Below are 14,679 nucleotides of genomic sequence, written 5' to 3'. Positions count from 1 at the left end.
GAACATATGCATACGATGACTTCATTATTGAAAAAAATGAAGCAAGAAGAGAAGTTGGTCATGTTGACCGCTTACGATTATCCGTCGGCGAAACTGGCCGAAGCGGCGGGAGTGGACATCATTCTTGTCGGAGACTCACTAGGAATGGTCGTGCTCGGTTACGACTCGACGATCCCGGTGACGATTCATGATATGGTCCACCATGCCAAAGCGGTGCGCCGCGGGGCGAAGGACACGTTCGTCGTCGTCGATATGCCGTTCGCGACGTATCACGGTGATTTCGACCGAACGCTTCAAGCGGCGGCGACATTGTTCCAAGACGGACACGCCGACGCCATCAAACTTGAAGGGGCGGGCGAAGTGCTCGAGACGATCGAACGATTGACGAAAGTCGGCATGCCGTGTGTCGCCCATCTCGGGCTCACGCCACAATCGGTCGGCGTGCTCGAAGGCTATAAAGTCCAAGGGAAGTCGCTTGAGGATGCCGAGCAACTGATCAACGACAGCCTCGAGGCCGAACGGGTCGGGGCGAAAATGCTCGTTCTCGAGTGTGTGCCGCATCAACTCGCTAAAAAAATCGCCGAAGCGCTTCACATCCCGGTCATCGGGATTGGTGCCGGTGCCGACGTCGATGGGCAGGTGCTCGTCTATCACGACGTCTTGAAGTATGGCGTCGACCGTCTCCCGAAATTTGTCGAGGCGTACGCCGACGTGAACGCGGTCGCGACGAGTGCCATCGGCTCTTACGTCCAAGCGACGAAAGACGGCTCGTTCCCGCTCGAACGCCACACGTTCACGATGGACGAGACGCTGCTCGACACGTTGTACGGTGGCAAAGCATGAGGATCGTCACCGATCCGATGTCGTTACGTGAAACTCTGTCCGACGGGTTGACCGTCGGCTTTGTGCCGACGATGGGTTACCTGCATGAAGGACACTTGAGTCTCGTCGAGGCGGCCAAACGCGAGAATGATCGCGTCGTCATGAGCATCTTCGTCAATCCGACCCAATTTGGGCCGAATGAAGACCTCGATCGTTATCCGAGAGATTTTGAACGGGACGAACAGTTGGCGCGAGAAGCGGGGGTAGACGTACTATTTTATCCGGATACCGCGACGATGTATCCGCTCGATATGGCGCGCGTGACGGTGCGTACCGGAGCCGACGTCTTATGCGGCGCCAGCCGGCCCGGTCATTTTGACGGTGTATTGACGGTCGTCTCAAAACTGTTCAACTTGGTGCGGCCGACGCGTGCTTACTTCGGCTTGAAGGACGCCCAACAAGTCGCACTGATCGAGGGATACGTCCGGGACTATTTCGTGCCGGTCGAGATTATCCGCTGTCCGATCATTCGTGAGGACTCGGGACTCGCCAAGTCGTCGCGTAACGTCTACTTGTCTGAAACGGAACGGATTGACGCGAGCGACATCAATCGAGCACTCATCGAGGCGCGTGACGCGTTGACTGAAGGGGACGCGATCACGTCGGTACAAGAACGACTCGTCGAACGGCTGTCGGCCATCCCGAACAGTACGATCGACTATGTCGAACTGGTCGACTATCCGACGCTTTCGCACGTGACAGACTCGTCGACAGAACTGTTGATTGCAGTGGCGGTGCAGTTTGAACGCGCCCGCTTGATTGATAATACGATTTGGAAGAGAGGGTGAATCAAATGATTCGAACATTTATGCACGCCAAGCTACACAAGGCGACCGTGACCGAGGCGAATTTACACTACGTCGGCTCGATTACGATCGATGAGGATTTGATGGACGCGGTCGGGATTATGGAAAATGAGCACGTCCACATCACGAACAACCATAACGGCGCCCGCATTGAGACATACGTCATCAAGGGTGAGCGCGGTTCAGGCGTCATCTGCCTAAACGGGGCAGCGGCCCGCCATTTCCAAGTCGGCGATGTCGTCATCATCATGGCCTACGGTCAGATGACGGCTGAAGAGGCGAGATCGCATCGTCCGAAAGTTGCGGTGTTGAACGATCGCAACGAAGTCGATCAACTGTTGTACGAAGAAATCGCACATACGATTCTATGAACAGAGCGGGGATGCCCTTAGAGGCAACCCCGTTTTTTCGTGCATCGTTCTATGGTAAGATGAGACAGACAGAAAGAGACAGAAAGCACGAGCGTGCCGAAGATGGGATGGATGTTATGGACACTTATGTGATAGTGGATTTAGAGACGACCGGTCATTCCGTCAAATCCGGCGATGAACTGATTGAATTCGCGGCGGTGGTCGTACAAGGTAGTGAAGTGATTGAGCGCTACAGTACGTTGATTCGACCGAGTCGTCCAATCCCTCCTTTTATCACGCAGTTGACGACGATAACAGATCAGGATGTGGCGTCTGCGCCGACGTTTGAAGACGTTATCCCTGATATTTGGAAGATGTTAGATGGGCGAGTGTTCGTTGCCCACAACGTTTCGTTTGATTTGAATTTTTTAAATGAGAGTTTAGAACTGGCAGGATATTTACCTTTCCAAGGGCGGGCCATCGATACGGTCGAACTCGCGCGCATCTTGTATCCGACACTTGAAAGCCACGCGCTCGAGTCGCTCGCCGACACGTTCGACTTGGTGCACACGGACGCGCACCGCGCCCTCAGCGACGCCGAGGCGACCGCGGAGTTGTTTATTCAACAACTCAATCGTCTGCGGACGCTACCGGTCGTGACACTAAAACAGTTGCGCCGTCTGTCCGAGTCGTGGACGAGCAACATCGAGCCGTTGCTCGATGATCTCATCGTCGAGATCGGTATTCGGCCAGATGACGAGACGACGTACGATATCCACCGGAAAATCGCACTCCGTCGCCTGACTGATTCGTTTGAGCCGGCGGTCGAGCGCGAACCGTTCGAACCGTTTCTTCATCGGACGATCGAAGAGACGCTTCCGTCACTGTTCGACCAATTCGAACCGAGACAAAGTCAATTCGAGATGATGCGGCACGTCTATAAGGCGCTCGACGATGAGGCGACGCTTCTCATCGAGGCCGGGACCGGCACAGGCAAGACGTTAGCCTACTTGATCCCGAGCGCGCATCACGCCCTTGAGACGAAACGACCGGTCGTCGTCAGCACGCATACGATCCAATTACAAGAACAGCTGCTCAACCGGGACTTGCCGATCTTAAAAGCCATCTTCCCGGAAATCGAGTTCACGCTTTTGAAAGGAAGACGCAACTATATCGATCTCCGGAAGTTTGAGATGGTGCTCGAGGAGACGAATGACGGGATGCTCTCGGCGATGTGCAAGGCGATGGTGCTCGTCTGGTTGACCGAGACGGAGACAGGGGACTTGGAAGAGTTGTCACTCCCTGGAGCGGCGACACAAGGACCGGCTTCGTTCAAACGGCTCATTCAAGCCGACGCGGCAACGGACTTCGGCCGCTTCGATCCTTGGTATAGCCGTGACTTCTTCACGCGGGCCGTCCTGCGTTCGAAAGAGGCGGACATTATCGTCACGAATCACGCGTTGCTCTTCTCGGATCTGCAGCATCAGGCCGGGATTCTCCCGACCGACACGCCGCTCATCTTGGACGAGGCGCATCAAGTCGAAGAGGTCGCCTCGCATCATTTCGGCGTCACGTTCGACGCGATCCAGTTCGATCGCTTATTCAAGTGGTTCGGCTACGGGGCCGACGGAAAGTTCCATTCCCGGTTGCTGCAACTTGCCGACTTGACGTCCGTGTCCGAAGAGACGGAAGCGTTCAGTAAAGAGACCGACCAGGCGTTAGCCCAAGTCGATGTCGAACTAGACGACCTGTTGACGGCGCTCCAGTCGCTCGGCAAGAAAAAAGATCAACGGCAAACCGTTCGCTTCGAACGGGAAGGTGACGTGTTCCGACCGATCCGTGAAGTGGCGAAGCGGCTTGAGAACCGTTTACGGACGCTTCGGATGTCGCTCCGGCAGATGCTTCGTCTTCTCGATGAGCATAAAGAGCATATGACGTTCAAGCAACGCGCCGTGATCGGTGACTTGAAGGCGTTCATCGGTGACGTGCGGGAGATTGAGAGCGTGCTGTATGAAACGATGCTCACCCGCGACGACGACGCTGTCAGTTGGGTCGAGTTGAACTTGGCCAACCGCAAATTGACCTCGGTCTATACGCAACCTGTCGAAATCGGGCCGTTGCTCCATGAGCGCTTGTTTGCGAAACGGCCGACGATTTTGACGTCGGCGACGATGACCGTGTCCGGTCGCTTCGGCTTTATCGAGCGCAGGCTCGGTCTCGACGGGCAGGACGTGAGACGGGTCGTCCTCGCTTCGCCGTTTGACTTCAAGAAACAGGCGAAATTGTTCGTCCCGTCAGACATCCCGTTGATCAACGAAGTGCCGTTACCGCATTTCGTCGATCAAATCGCCGCTTCGATTGCCCGGATTGCCAACGTGACGAAAGGACGCATGCTCGTCTTGTTCACGTCGAACGAGCTGTTACGTTTGACGCACGAGGCGGTGAGACATCAGCTAGACGACGCGTATACGTTGCTTGCCCAAGGCGTCAGCGGCGGCTCGCGTAGCCGTTTGACGAAGCAGTTCAAACGAATCGATCAGTCGATTTTGTTCGGGACGGCCAGCTTCTGGGAAGGGGTCGATATCCCGGGCGAAGCGCTCACCTGCCTCGTCATCGTGCGTCTCCCGTTCGCCCCACCCGACCAACCGGTCATTCAGGCGCGGTCCGAAAAAATTGAAGCGACCGGGAAGTCGTCGTTTTTCGAACTGTCACTTCCGCAAGCGGTCATCCGCTTCAAACAAGGCGTCGGTCGCCTCATTCGCTCGAAAGAGGATTACGGCGCTATCTTCGTCTTCGACCGCCGTGTCGAGACGACGCGTTACGGGAAACAGTTTCTCAATAGTCTACCGGCTGTCGACCGGATCGAAGGATCGCTCGAGACGTCACTGGCCGAGCTCGAACTGTTTTTAGATGAGAAAGAAGAGACGACTCTAGGAAATCAGAGATAACGCTAGGCAGCGTGAAATTATCGCTTTATAATGATGGGTATAGTGTTTTGAAGGAGGAGTAAACATGAATTCGAATATTGAGACGCTCGCGACCGTTCGGATCGAGCCGACGGCAGACGTGTACAAAATCGTCGACCTATTGAATCGTACACTGAAGAGCCAAGATTTGATGTTCGGTCTTGCACTAGAGAAAAAAGTGAATGATCCGAAGAAAGAAGAGATGGTGTTCACCATCTATCGGACAGAATGACGCGGAAGACAAAAGTAGTGGTTGCTCTTATGACGGCACTCATCGGTGTCGTCATCGTGTTTAGTGGGATTTATTGGTTCACGGTCGGTCATACGGAACGGACAAAACAAAACATGATCGCGGAAGCGCGCGATCGTCTTGAGGCCGAACAGCCGACGGTCCGGATCGAACGGGCTGAGCTCTTTAACGGGACGGAACCGTACGTCGTCTTCGAGGAGACGGACCGCGTCCTGTTCGTGCCGGTCGACAGTAAGCAACCGATCGAGACGCGTGAGATCGAGTCGGTCGACTTAGATAAAGTCTGTGCCGATTCGCTCGAGGAGACCGGTGGTACGCTCGTCAGTTGTAAGTACGGGTTTGACGAGCGGGCGCTCATCGAAGTCGTGACGAAATCAGGGGCGACGTATACGTATTCCTATTACACGCTTCAAACCGGAGACTTTATAAGACGGGTCCAACTGGCGGATTCGAACTGAACGAGATTAGAGGAGGATATCGATGGAACATCTATTGGCAAGACGTGTAAAACAGTTAACACCTTCGACGACGCTCGCGATCACGGCGAAAGCGAAAGCATTGAAAGCTTCGGGACAAGACGTCATCGGACTCGGGGCCGGTGAGCCGGACTTCAATACGCCTGAACGAATTATTGAGGCCGCATGCAAGGCTGCACGTGACGGCGATACGAAGTATACGCCTTCAGGCGGAACGGTCGCTTTAAAAGATGCCATCATCGAGAAGACGAAACGCGACAGCGACCTCACGTTCGAGCGTAACGAGGTCATGGTCGCCTCAGGGGCGAAACATGCGTTATACGCCTTGTTCCAAGCGATTCTCGACGAAGGTGATGAAGTCATCATCCCGGTCCCGTATTGGGTGAGTTATCCGGAACAAGTGAAACTTGCCGACGGTGTCCCGGTCTATGTGGAGACGACCGAGGCGACGACGTTCAAACTGACGCCAGAGTCACTTGAAGCCGCCATCACAGACCGGACGAAAGCGGTCATCTTGAACAGCCCGTCCAACCCGACCGGTATGATCTATACGGAGTCAGAGTTGGTCGCACTCGCCGAAGTCGTCAAGCGCCACGACCTGCTCGTCGTCAGTGACGAAATCTATGAGAAGCTCATCTATGGTGATAGCGAGTTCGTCTCGATCGCCACGCTTCCTGACATGCGTGAGCGGACGATCATCATCAACGGGGTCTCGAAGTCACATGCGATGACCGGGTGGCGCATCGGGTACGCGATCGGAGACAAGACGATCATCGAAGCGATGACGAACCTCGCATCGCACTCGACGTCGAATCCGACGTCGATCGCCCAAGCGGCGGCCGTCGAGGCGTACAACGGCTCGCAAGATGATGTCGAGATGATGCGGGTCTCATTTGAAGAGCGCCTTGAGATCGTCTATGAGCGATTGATCAACATACCAGGCATCACGTGCCTAAAACCGCAAGGGGCATTCTACTTATACGCCAACGCCAAACAAGCCGCGTCGATGAGCGGCTACGACTCGGTCGACGCATGGTGCGAAGCAGTGCTCGGTGAAGCATTCGTCGCGCTCGTGCCGGGATCGGGCTTTGGGCAGGATGATTACGTCCGCTTGTCTTATGCAACAGAATTGAAGCGAGTACTAGAAGCGCTCGATCGAGTGGAAAACTTTATCAAGAGTAGCGCTCGATAAGCGAAAGGATGGATATGAACATGACAACTATTTCAATTAGCCAATTTAAAGATTATGAAGGACAATCGGTCCGGGTCGGTGCCTGGATCGCCAACAAACGTTCGAGTGGTAAAATCGCCTTCCTTCAACTCCGGGACGGGAGCGGGTTCGCCCAAGCCGTCGTCGTCAAAGCAGAAGTCGCGGAAGAACTGTTCGCCCTCGCAAAAGGCGTGACGCAAGAGACGTCAGTCTGGGTGACGGGTAACGTCAAATCGGACGGCGGCCGGACGCCGCTCGGCTTCGAACTCGAAGTGACAGCGATGGAAGTCATCTCGGAATCGATCGACTATCCGATCACGCCGAAAGAACACGGGACGGAGTTCTTGATGGACAACCGTCACCTCTGGCTCCGGTCGCGTCGCCAGCACGCGATCATGAAAGTCCGGAACGAATTGATCCGGGCCACATACGAGTTCTATAACCAAGAAGGATTCGTCAAGATCGATCCGCCGATCATCACGTCGAGCGCGCCGGAAGGAACGACGGAGTTGTTCGAGACGGACTACTTCGGTCAGCCAGCCTACTTGTCGCAAACAGGTCAGTTATATATGGAAGCCGCAGCGATGGCGCTCGGCAAAGTGTTCTCGTTCGGTCCGACGTTCCGCGCTGAAAAATCGAAGACACGTCGCCACTTGATCGAGTTTTGGATGATCGAGCCGGAGATGGCATTCTTCGACCATGATATGAGTCTTGATCTGCAAGAGCGTTACGTATCGTACATCGCGAAGTCAGCGCTTGACCATTGCCGGAACGAGCTTGAGTTGCTCGGACGCGACTTGGAAAAACTTGAAAAAGTTCAAGCGCCGTTCCCACGTATTCGTTATACGGACGCGATCAAGTTCTTGAAAGAAGAAGGCTTCGATGACATCGAGTACGGGGATGACTTCGGGGCGCCGCACGAGACGGCGATCGCCAACGCGCATGATTTGCCGGTGTTCATCACCCATTGGCCGAAAGAAATCAAGCCGTTCTACATGAAAGTCGATCCAGAGAACCCTGAACTCGTCCTTTGTGCCGATTTGATCGCACCTGAAGGTTACGGCGAGATCATCGGCGGTTCGCAGCGTGAAGACGACTACGACCGCTTGAAAGAAGAAATCGTCAAAGAAGGACTTGATGAGACCGATGCGTATGACTGGTATCTTGAGTTGCGTAAGTACGGCTCGGTCCCACACTCGGGCTTCGGGCTCGGTCTTGAGCGGACCGTCGCTTGGATCAGCGGAATCGAACACATCCGTGAAGCGATTCCGTTCCCACGTCTATTGAACCGAATTCACCCATAATCGCCAATCGGGGATGACTAATTGTCTTCCCCGATTGATTTGTCTAGAAAGGATGTGCGACATGGATGCACATAATCTGATCAAGCTGTTTGAACAAAGTCCGGTCGTCGTTCCGAGGAAGCTGTTCACCGATGCACGTCGTCTCAATCTCAACCCGGTCGAGTTTTGTCTCGTCGTCCACTTGTTGGAGTTGACGGGAGAAGGCATCGAGATGCCGCTTCCGAGCGAGCTCGGCGACCGGATGAACGTTCCCGAGAGCGAGGCACGCTCTGTTCTGCTCGGGCTGCTGCAAAAAGAGCTCGTCGCCATCGATGCGTCGGCGGAAGTGGAGCGTTACAGTCTGCTCCCTCTTTTCCAAGCACTCGAAGAAGACGGCGCCCCTGAAAAAAATACGCAGTCGCTAAACGAGAACCTTATCCATACGTTCGAGCGGGAGTTCGGGACAATCACGCCGTTTGAGATCGAGCAAATCGTCGGCTGGTTGACCGAAGACGGTTTCAGTGAAGAACTCATCTTGGCCGCGCTCCGCGAGGCGAAACTGCGTAACGTCCGGAACTTCAAGTACATGGATAAAATCTTGAGCGTCTGGCAAGACCATAAAGTCGAGTCACTTGAAGACTTGGTCGAGTATCAACGGAGGAAAAAGTGATGTTGACGAGAGCTCAATTGAACGAAATCTCGGAGACGATGCGGCAAATGTTCCCGGACGCCCATTGTGAGCTGACCCACCGCAACCCGTTCGAACTCGTCGTCGCCGTGGCGCTGTCCGCGCAGGCGACGGACGCGCTCGTCAACCAAGTGACGCCTGGACTGTTCGAGGCGTTCCCGACGGTCGAGGCGATGGCTGCGGCTGACGTAGCGGAAATCGAGTCGCTCATTAAACGAATCGGTCTGTTTCGAAACAAGGCCAAAAACGTCAAAGCGCTGTCGATGCGAATTCTTGATCTGCACGGAGGGATCGTCCCGGACGACCGGGAATCACTCGAGGCGCTGCCTGGAGTCGGGCGCAAGACGGCGAACGTCGTGTTGTCGGTCGCCTTTCATGAACCGGCGTTCGCGGTCGATACCCACGTCGAGCGTGTGTCCAAACGGCTCGGCATCTGCCGTTGGAAAGACAACGTCCGTCAAGTCGAAGACACGCTCATGAAGAAGTTTCCCCGTGAAGACTGGTCGCAGCTCCACCACCAGTTCATCTTTTTCGGACGGTATCACTGCAAGGCACAACGGCCCGGCTGCGAGACGTGCCCGCTCTTGCATATGTGCCGCGAAGGCAAGAAGCGGATGAAGTCGCAACAAGCGACGAATTCATAAAAAAATCGCCTCGTAGATGGCTACGAGGCGATTTTTAATGGTTCCAGGGATGGTCGCTCCATTCGCGACGTTTTTTCGTGATCGGGACTTTTTTGAAGCCCCAGTTGCGGAAATCTTGGTCTGGACTGTCTTTACGAATGTAAATCTTGTCCTTGATGGCTTTGAAGATTCGGTTTTCATCCCCATAATGGACGAACCGTGGTTTCACTTCGATCACGCCGCGGCGCACGCGCGAGAGCGGCAGGCAGACGAGGTCAGCGATTTCAAGACCAGATTGATAGATCGTGCTTTGTTTCTCTGAGAAGATGAATCCTTTGATTTTTTGTCGGCTCTTCTCGACGTCGAGATGGACCGTCCCGGAGTTGAAGATATCGAAAAATGCTTTTTGAATGAGCAGGTTCTGATAATCGTCGCGCGACTCGAGGACGACACGGGCGCTGACAGCTTCCGTCTCTTCCAAAAATGCATAAAACGATTTCATCAAATGGGCGAAAGCGACGACATAAGGGTCTTTCGGCGTCGAGTAGAAATCGTGAAGCTTCTGTTTATCGACCTCGACACTGACGATCGTGCAATTGATATCGCGCAAGAAGTCTGGGAGTTTGTTCCAAAAATCACGGAGCATATCGATTGTAATCCCATCGTCTTTTCCATATGGATGCTCGGCCTTTAAAATTTCTTTTAAATGCAGTGGGATATTTTCCGTTTTGAAGACATCTCGCTTGAACGCTTGTAAGCGTCGCTTCAATTCGCACGGCATTCCGGCCTCATCGGCGTCAATCGCATACTTGTATTCCATCAATACCCCGGTCAAGTTGAACTGGGTGTTGCCTTTTGGTGTACCGGTCTCATCGACGAACATGACATACTTCTTTTGTGTCTCCATCTTACTCCTCCAACAGGGCTTAGGGATGTGGATTCTAAGCCGCCTAGTTTATTTCCAGTCCTCGCGAAACGCTCTCGATCGCTTACTTTTTTAAAGTCTCGTCAATCAGCGTTTAGCCTGTTCACATTTCGGTTAATAAGTAGAGGACTTATTGTAGAAAAGTATTCAGTGACACGGTAACAAGGTCGTGTCAATTTGAATACACAATGTACTACACACTAGTTTAACATACGGGAGTTTGGTACGATATGGATTGCGGAAAATCCACGGAGGAGTCGAGCGACATAACTCGACAATCAGACTTCAGACGGAAGGAACGAGTGGATCAACCTGTTAAACTAGTAATTAGGGGTGACGACATTGTTCCATTATCCAAACGGGAAGAAACCGAGAGCGGCCGAGATGCCGGCAAAGTCCAGTCCGCCAACGTATGCGAATCGAGGCATGAATTTAGAGACGCTTCTGAACGATACGAACGAGTTTTATCGACTCCACGGAAAAGCGGTCATCCATAAAAAACCGACCCCGCTCCAAATCGTCAAAGTCGATTACCCGAAACGGAGCGCGGCCAAAGTGACCGAAGCGTATTTTAAGCAAGCCTCGACGACCGACTACAACGGGGTCTATCGCGGGAAATACATTGATTTTGAAGCGAAAGAGACGAACAATAAAACGTCGTTCCCGCTCGGAAACTTTCATGACCATCAAATCAATCACATGCGCGAGTGTGAGCGTCACGGAGGGATTTGTTTTGTCATCATCCGGTTTAGCCGCTATAATACGCAATATGTGTTATCAACGGAGCAATTATTACACTGGTGGGAACAGCGAGAGACGGGACGAAAGTCGATCCCACTCGCATACATTGAACAAGAGGCAATCGAAGTTCCAACACGAGCCCTTCCAGCCATCGATTATTTGACGGCGATTGAAGCGTGGCTCGATTGAATAGAAGGAGTGAAGCGTGAATGGAACGAAGTCGGATGGCGCGTCGACAAGATACGACGAAAAAGCCAAAGCAACAAACGAAAAAACCAAAACAACAAACAAAGAAACCGATGTGGAGACGCATCCTACTTATTATAGGATTGTTGTTGATCGTCGGAGTGGTCGTCGGAGGAGCTTATACAGCCTACGCGATTGCGACCGCACCGCCGCTCGATGAGGAGAAATTAGTCGATACGTATCCGATTCAGCTACTGTCGGCTGAAGGTGAACCGCTTGAAGAAAGCGGTCAGATCCGTGAGTACGTGTCAATCGATGATATTTCAGAAGTGATGCAGCAAGCGGTCATCTCGATCGAGGACCGTCGCTTCTATGAGCATAACGGAATCGACTTGCGCCGCATCGGCGGTGCCGTGCTCGCGAACGTGACCGACGGTTTCGGGTCTGAAGGTGGTTCAACGATCACGCAACAGCTCGTCAAACAGTCGTTCTTGTCGACCGACAAGAAATTAAAACGTAAATTGCAAGAGCAGTGGCTCGCCGTGAAACTCGAGCGCGAGTACACGAAAGAACAGATTCTCGAGATGTACTTGAACAAGAACTACTACGGTTCAGGGGCGTGGGGTGTGCAAGCGGCCTCGAAAACGTACTTCAATAAGCCGGTGTCAGAAGTGAACTATCAAGAAGCGGCTATCTTAGCGGGACTCCCGCAACGACCGAGCGCTTATGATCCAATCGCTGGCGACCAAGAACTCACGCGTTACCGTCAAGAACAAGTGCTGTCGGCAATGAAGCGGGACGGTCATATCACAGAACAACAGTATAACGAGGCGCTCGACGTCGAGATTGCCGACGTCATCTCGCCGGGTGCGCAGACAGAAGAAGAGTCTTACACCCGTTCGATTTATGCCCGTGTCCAAGCAGAGCTCGAAGAAGACTACGGCTTAGAGCAGTCTGATATTTACGGGACAGGTTTGAAAGTATATACGTCGATCAATAAAGAACTGCACGCGAAATTCAATAAAGATATTAAGACAGATAACGTGAACATTCCAAACAATAAGTTCCCGGAAGATCTCCGCATGGGAGCGACCGTGTTGAACACGAAGACGGGTGAAATCGTCGCCGTCATCGACAGCCAACAGGCGGAACAAGGTGACAAGAACTACCGTGATTACTCGCGGGAGAAACGCCAAATCGGGTCGACGGCGAAACCGTTCTTCGATTACGGTCCAGGAATCGAGAACGCCCAATGGTCGACCGGGAAGATCTTGATGGATGCGCCGTTTGATGAAGGCGAATTCAATCCAGAGAACTATTACAGAGACTATCGCGGCGCCAACACGATGCGTTACTATTTGACGATTTCCGGCAACACGCCAGCCGTCCGCGCTTTCTATGAAGTACAGGACGAGTTCGGTCCTGAGGCGATCGAATCGTTCGTCGAGAACGTCGGCATCGAGCCGGCGCGTGCGGGTGACGAGATGGTGCCCGCGAACAGTCTCGGTGTAGCAGAAGCAAGCACGACGCAAATGGCGGCTGCTTACGCGACGCTTGGTGCGAACGGGATGTACACGAAGCCGCACTTAATTCAAAAGATCGAGTTCAACGACGGATCGACGATCAACTCACCGATCAAAGCGAAGCAAGCGATGGAAGACTATACGGCGTATATGTTGACCGACATGCTCCGTGACGTCGTCAGTGGTTCGAACGGGACTTACAAGCCAGGCGCGTTCCCGTGGGACGTCGCCGGTAAGACCGGGACGACGAACGATGATAAAGGTAATGAGAACGACAAGTGGTTCACGGGTTATACGACCGACTACTCGATTTCGGTCTGGACCGGAAAAGCAAGTGGGGCTGGCGATAATGCGCTTGCTGAGGACCACGCCCAGTACTACTTCGAGTATATGATGCAAGAAGTGACGAATGCGACGGGAAGTCCAGACCGCTTCCAGCAACCGGATTCTGTCTTGTCGCTCGGCAATGAACTCTACGTCAAAGGGACGAAACCGAAAGATTTGGAACCGAAAAATCTTCCGGCACCGACCGGCGCGTCAATCAATTACGACATTCCGGCTGACAGCGGGACGTTGACGTGGTCATATAATCGTCAAGCGGTCGAAGCGGACGGCTATCAAGGTCTATCGTTCACCGTGACGGAGAAACGTCCGGACGGCAGCGAACGTGTCGTCGGAACGACGGAAGACACGAGCATCGCTATTTCGGGCCTCCAGAACGGGACGACGACGTTCACAATCGTCGCGACCGCTTCGAACCAACTCGTAGGGGAGCAACAGTCGAGCCCGGCCCAAACGCAATACACGGTCGAACGCAGTCAAGAACCGGCTGAAGAAGAGGAAGAACCGGCAACGGAAGAGACGCCTCCAGAAGAAGAGCCGGCTGAAGAAACACCACCGAATGAGACTGACAACAATAACGGTAATGGTAACAGCGAAAACGGAAATGGAAATGGGAACAATGAAGGCGGTGAAGGAGAGACGACTGAAGAGCCGGCGACAGAAGAGACGCCTCCGGCTGAAGAAGAATCTTCGACCGAGCTCGAATCACAGTCCAACTCAGACACGTCTGAATCAAACCAAGACCGTGAAAATGACAATCGCGAATAAATTGACTTACTTTAAACAGGGCGACATCAACGCCCTGTTTTTCTGTGTGGTTTGTTATAATGAAAAGAAAGCGAATAGGATGGTGACATATGGTTCAACTCTCTCTTAAGCGAAAGATGAAAGTGTTGTTTGTAATCGATCGACTGCAAGACGATGATCTTGGCCTGCCCCTTCACGGCGTCAACGGACTGAAGATGGGACGTATTCTGTTAGAAGAATCAATCCCGTTCGGACGATTAATCGATGATTCGGCCGTGGCAGAGGCGATCGGCCATCCTTATTTGAAACGGATCGGCGTCGAGACGATGTTTCTCGGCGATGAATCTTTTTATCCAGAACTTCTTCGCGGTAAGCGCCAAGCGCTGACGACGCACGAGGATTATCATAAAGCGGTGCAACGTTACACGAAACATTTGCAAGCAGTCCATTCGAAATGCACGAAGTTACATACCATCGTCTTGTTCGGCCGTTCGACGCACCTGTTATACAATGATGCGATGGAGCGGCTTGAAGAAGAAAATGAGCATGTCGCCGAGGCGTTCAAAGCGATGGAGGTGCTACACTTGCCTGCGGTTCATCGTCTCTTGCGTGACGAACGAATCAGTCAAGTGAAGACGATCGTGGAGCGACTTGCACCTTCAAAATCATGAAATAAGTTGG

At 53.2% G+C, this 14,679-nt stretch carries 14 protein-coding genes; 13 read left to right on the top strand and 1 reads right to left on the bottom strand.

Features of this window, described 5'->3' with window-relative positions:
- The first annotated feature begins 6 nt into the window (after positions 1-6).
- The 10 genes from panB (at position 7) to nth (ending at position 9,555) form a co-directional block, all read left to right on the top strand.
- Complete coding sequence (gene panB, locus EVJ29_RS04255) at positions 7-843, top strand: 3-methyl-2-oxobutanoate hydroxymethyltransferase (RefSeq protein ID WP_070327416.1); 837 nt, start codon at positions 7-9, stop codon at positions 841-843.
- A complete protein-coding gene (gene panC / locus EVJ29_RS04250) occupies positions 840-1,670 on the top strand; it encodes a pantoate--beta-alanine ligase (protein ID WP_131456109.1) in 831 nt (276 codons plus the stop codon). The genes panB and panC overlap by 4 nt, the downstream gene beginning before the upstream one ends.
- A 5-nt stretch (positions 1,671-1,675) precedes the next feature.
- A complete protein-coding gene (gene panD, locus EVJ29_RS04245) occupies positions 1,676-2,059 on the top strand; it encodes an aspartate 1-decarboxylase (protein WP_070327414.1) in 384 nt (127 codons plus the stop codon).
- A gap of 59 nt (positions 2,060-2,118) precedes the next feature.
- Complete coding sequence (dinG, locus tag EVJ29_RS04240) at positions 2,119-4,986, top strand: ATP-dependent DNA helicase DinG (RefSeq protein WP_236633387.1); 2,868 nt, start codon at positions 2,119-2,121, stop codon at positions 4,984-4,986.
- A gap of 64 nt (positions 4,987-5,050) precedes the next feature.
- On the top strand, positions 5,051-5,236 hold the full coding sequence (locus EVJ29_RS04235) for a YpmA family protein (protein ID WP_016509977.1): 186 nt from the start codon (positions 5,051-5,053) through the stop codon (positions 5,234-5,236).
- Complete coding sequence (locus tag EVJ29_RS04230; RefSeq protein ID WP_070327412.1) at positions 5,233-5,712, top strand: hypothetical protein; 480 nt, start codon at positions 5,233-5,235, stop codon at positions 5,710-5,712. Before EVJ29_RS04235 ends, EVJ29_RS04230 begins: the two co-directional genes overlap by 4 nt.
- A 22-nt stretch (positions 5,713-5,734) precedes the next feature.
- A complete protein-coding gene (locus tag EVJ29_RS04225) occupies positions 5,735-6,922 on the top strand; it encodes a pyridoxal phosphate-dependent aminotransferase (RefSeq protein WP_070327411.1) in 1,188 nt (395 codons plus the stop codon).
- A 20-nt stretch (positions 6,923-6,942) separates the two neighbouring features.
- Positions 6,943-8,244, top strand: a complete 1,302-nt coding sequence (gene asnS, locus EVJ29_RS04220) for an asparagine--tRNA ligase (RefSeq protein WP_070327410.1) — start codon at positions 6,943-6,945, stop codon at positions 8,242-8,244.
- Positions 8,245-8,305: 61 nt separating this feature from the next.
- A complete protein-coding gene (locus tag EVJ29_RS04215; RefSeq protein WP_070327409.1) occupies positions 8,306-8,893 on the top strand; it encodes a DnaD domain-containing protein in 588 nt (195 codons plus the stop codon).
- Entirely contained in the window at positions 8,893-9,555 is a 663-nt protein-coding gene (nth, locus tag EVJ29_RS04210) for an endonuclease III (RefSeq protein ID WP_131465218.1), read from the top strand. The genes EVJ29_RS04215 and nth overlap by 1 nt, the downstream gene beginning before the upstream one ends.
- A gap of 34 nt (positions 9,556-9,589) precedes the next feature.
- On the opposite strand, the gene EVJ29_RS04205 is transcribed toward nth, so the two are convergent.
- Positions 9,590-10,441 carry a DUF3800 domain-containing protein gene (locus EVJ29_RS04205; RefSeq protein WP_083273962.1) on the bottom strand — a complete coding sequence of 284 codons (852 nt, stop codon included), beginning with the start codon at positions 10,439-10,441 and terminating at the stop codon, positions 9,590-9,592.
- A gap of 351 nt (positions 10,442-10,792) precedes the next feature.
- Here EVJ29_RS04205 and recU point away from each other — a divergent pair, with 351 nt between their 5' ends.
- The 3 genes from recU to EVJ29_RS04190 all read left to right on the top strand — a co-directional run bounded on the left by recU (position 10,793) and on the right by EVJ29_RS04190 (position 14,669).
- Entirely contained in the window at positions 10,793-11,389 is a 597-nt protein-coding gene (recU, locus tag EVJ29_RS04200; protein ID WP_083273961.1) for a Holliday junction resolvase RecU, read from the top strand.
- A gap of 20 nt (positions 11,390-11,409) precedes the next feature.
- The gene (locus tag EVJ29_RS04195) at positions 11,410-14,019 is read left to right on the top strand and encodes a transglycosylase domain-containing protein (protein WP_131504751.1); all 2,610 of its coding nucleotides are present in this window, start codon (positions 11,410-11,412) and stop codon (positions 14,017-14,019) included.
- Positions 14,020-14,108: 89 nt separating this feature from the next.
- Positions 14,109-14,669: a hypothetical protein gene (locus tag EVJ29_RS04190; protein ID WP_233589592.1), complete on the top strand. Its 561-nt coding sequence runs from the start codon at positions 14,109-14,111 to the stop codon at positions 14,667-14,669.
- The last annotated feature ends 10 nt before the right edge of the window (positions 14,670-14,679 follow it).

Source organism: Exiguobacterium sp. SH4S7, assembly GCF_004336795.1.
GTDB lineage: Bacteria > Bacillota > Bacilli > Exiguobacteriales > Exiguobacteriaceae > Exiguobacterium > Exiguobacterium aurantiacum_A.
Note: the sequence above shows the minus strand (reverse complement) of the source record. Positions and strands in the feature narration are given on the sequence as shown.

Coding starts and splice junctions, on each gene's coding strand:
- EVJ29_RS04205 (WP_083273962.1), bottom strand. CDS start 10,441: ATGGAGACACAAAAGAAGTATGTCATGTTCGTCGATGAGACCGGTACA.
- EVJ29_RS04215 (WP_070327409.1), top strand. CDS start 8,306: ATGGATGCACATAATCTGATCAAGCTGTTTGAACAAAGTCCGGTCGTC.
- EVJ29_RS04235 (WP_016509977.1), top strand. CDS start 5,051: ATGAATTCGAATATTGAGACGCTCGCGACCGTTCGGATCGAGCCGACG.
- panD (WP_070327414.1), top strand. CDS start 1,676: ATGATTCGAACATTTATGCACGCCAAGCTACACAAGGCGACCGTGACC.
- EVJ29_RS04190 (WP_233589592.1), top strand. CDS start 14,109: ATGGTTCAACTCTCTCTTAAGCGAAAGATGAAAGTGTTGTTTGTAATC.
- EVJ29_RS04230 (WP_070327412.1), top strand. CDS start 5,233: ATGACGCGGAAGACAAAAGTAGTGGTTGCTCTTATGACGGCACTCATC.
- nth (WP_131465218.1), top strand. CDS start 8,893: ATGTTGACGAGAGCTCAATTGAACGAAATCTCGGAGACGATGCGGCAA.
- EVJ29_RS04225 (WP_070327411.1), top strand. CDS start 5,735: ATGGAACATCTATTGGCAAGACGTGTAAAACAGTTAACACCTTCGACG.
- asnS (WP_070327410.1), top strand. CDS start 6,943: ATGACAACTATTTCAATTAGCCAATTTAAAGATTATGAAGGACAATCG.
- EVJ29_RS04195 (WP_131504751.1), top strand. CDS start 11,410: ATGGAACGAAGTCGGATGGCGCGTCGACAAGATACGACGAAAAAGCCA.
- panC (WP_131456109.1), top strand. CDS start 840: ATGAGGATCGTCACCGATCCGATGTCGTTACGTGAAACTCTGTCCGAC.
- panB (WP_070327416.1), top strand. CDS start 7: ATGCATACGATGACTTCATTATTGAAAAAAATGAAGCAAGAAGAGAAG.
- dinG (WP_236633387.1), top strand. CDS start 2,119: ATGAGACAGACAGAAAGAGACAGAAAGCACGAGCGTGCCGAAGATGGG.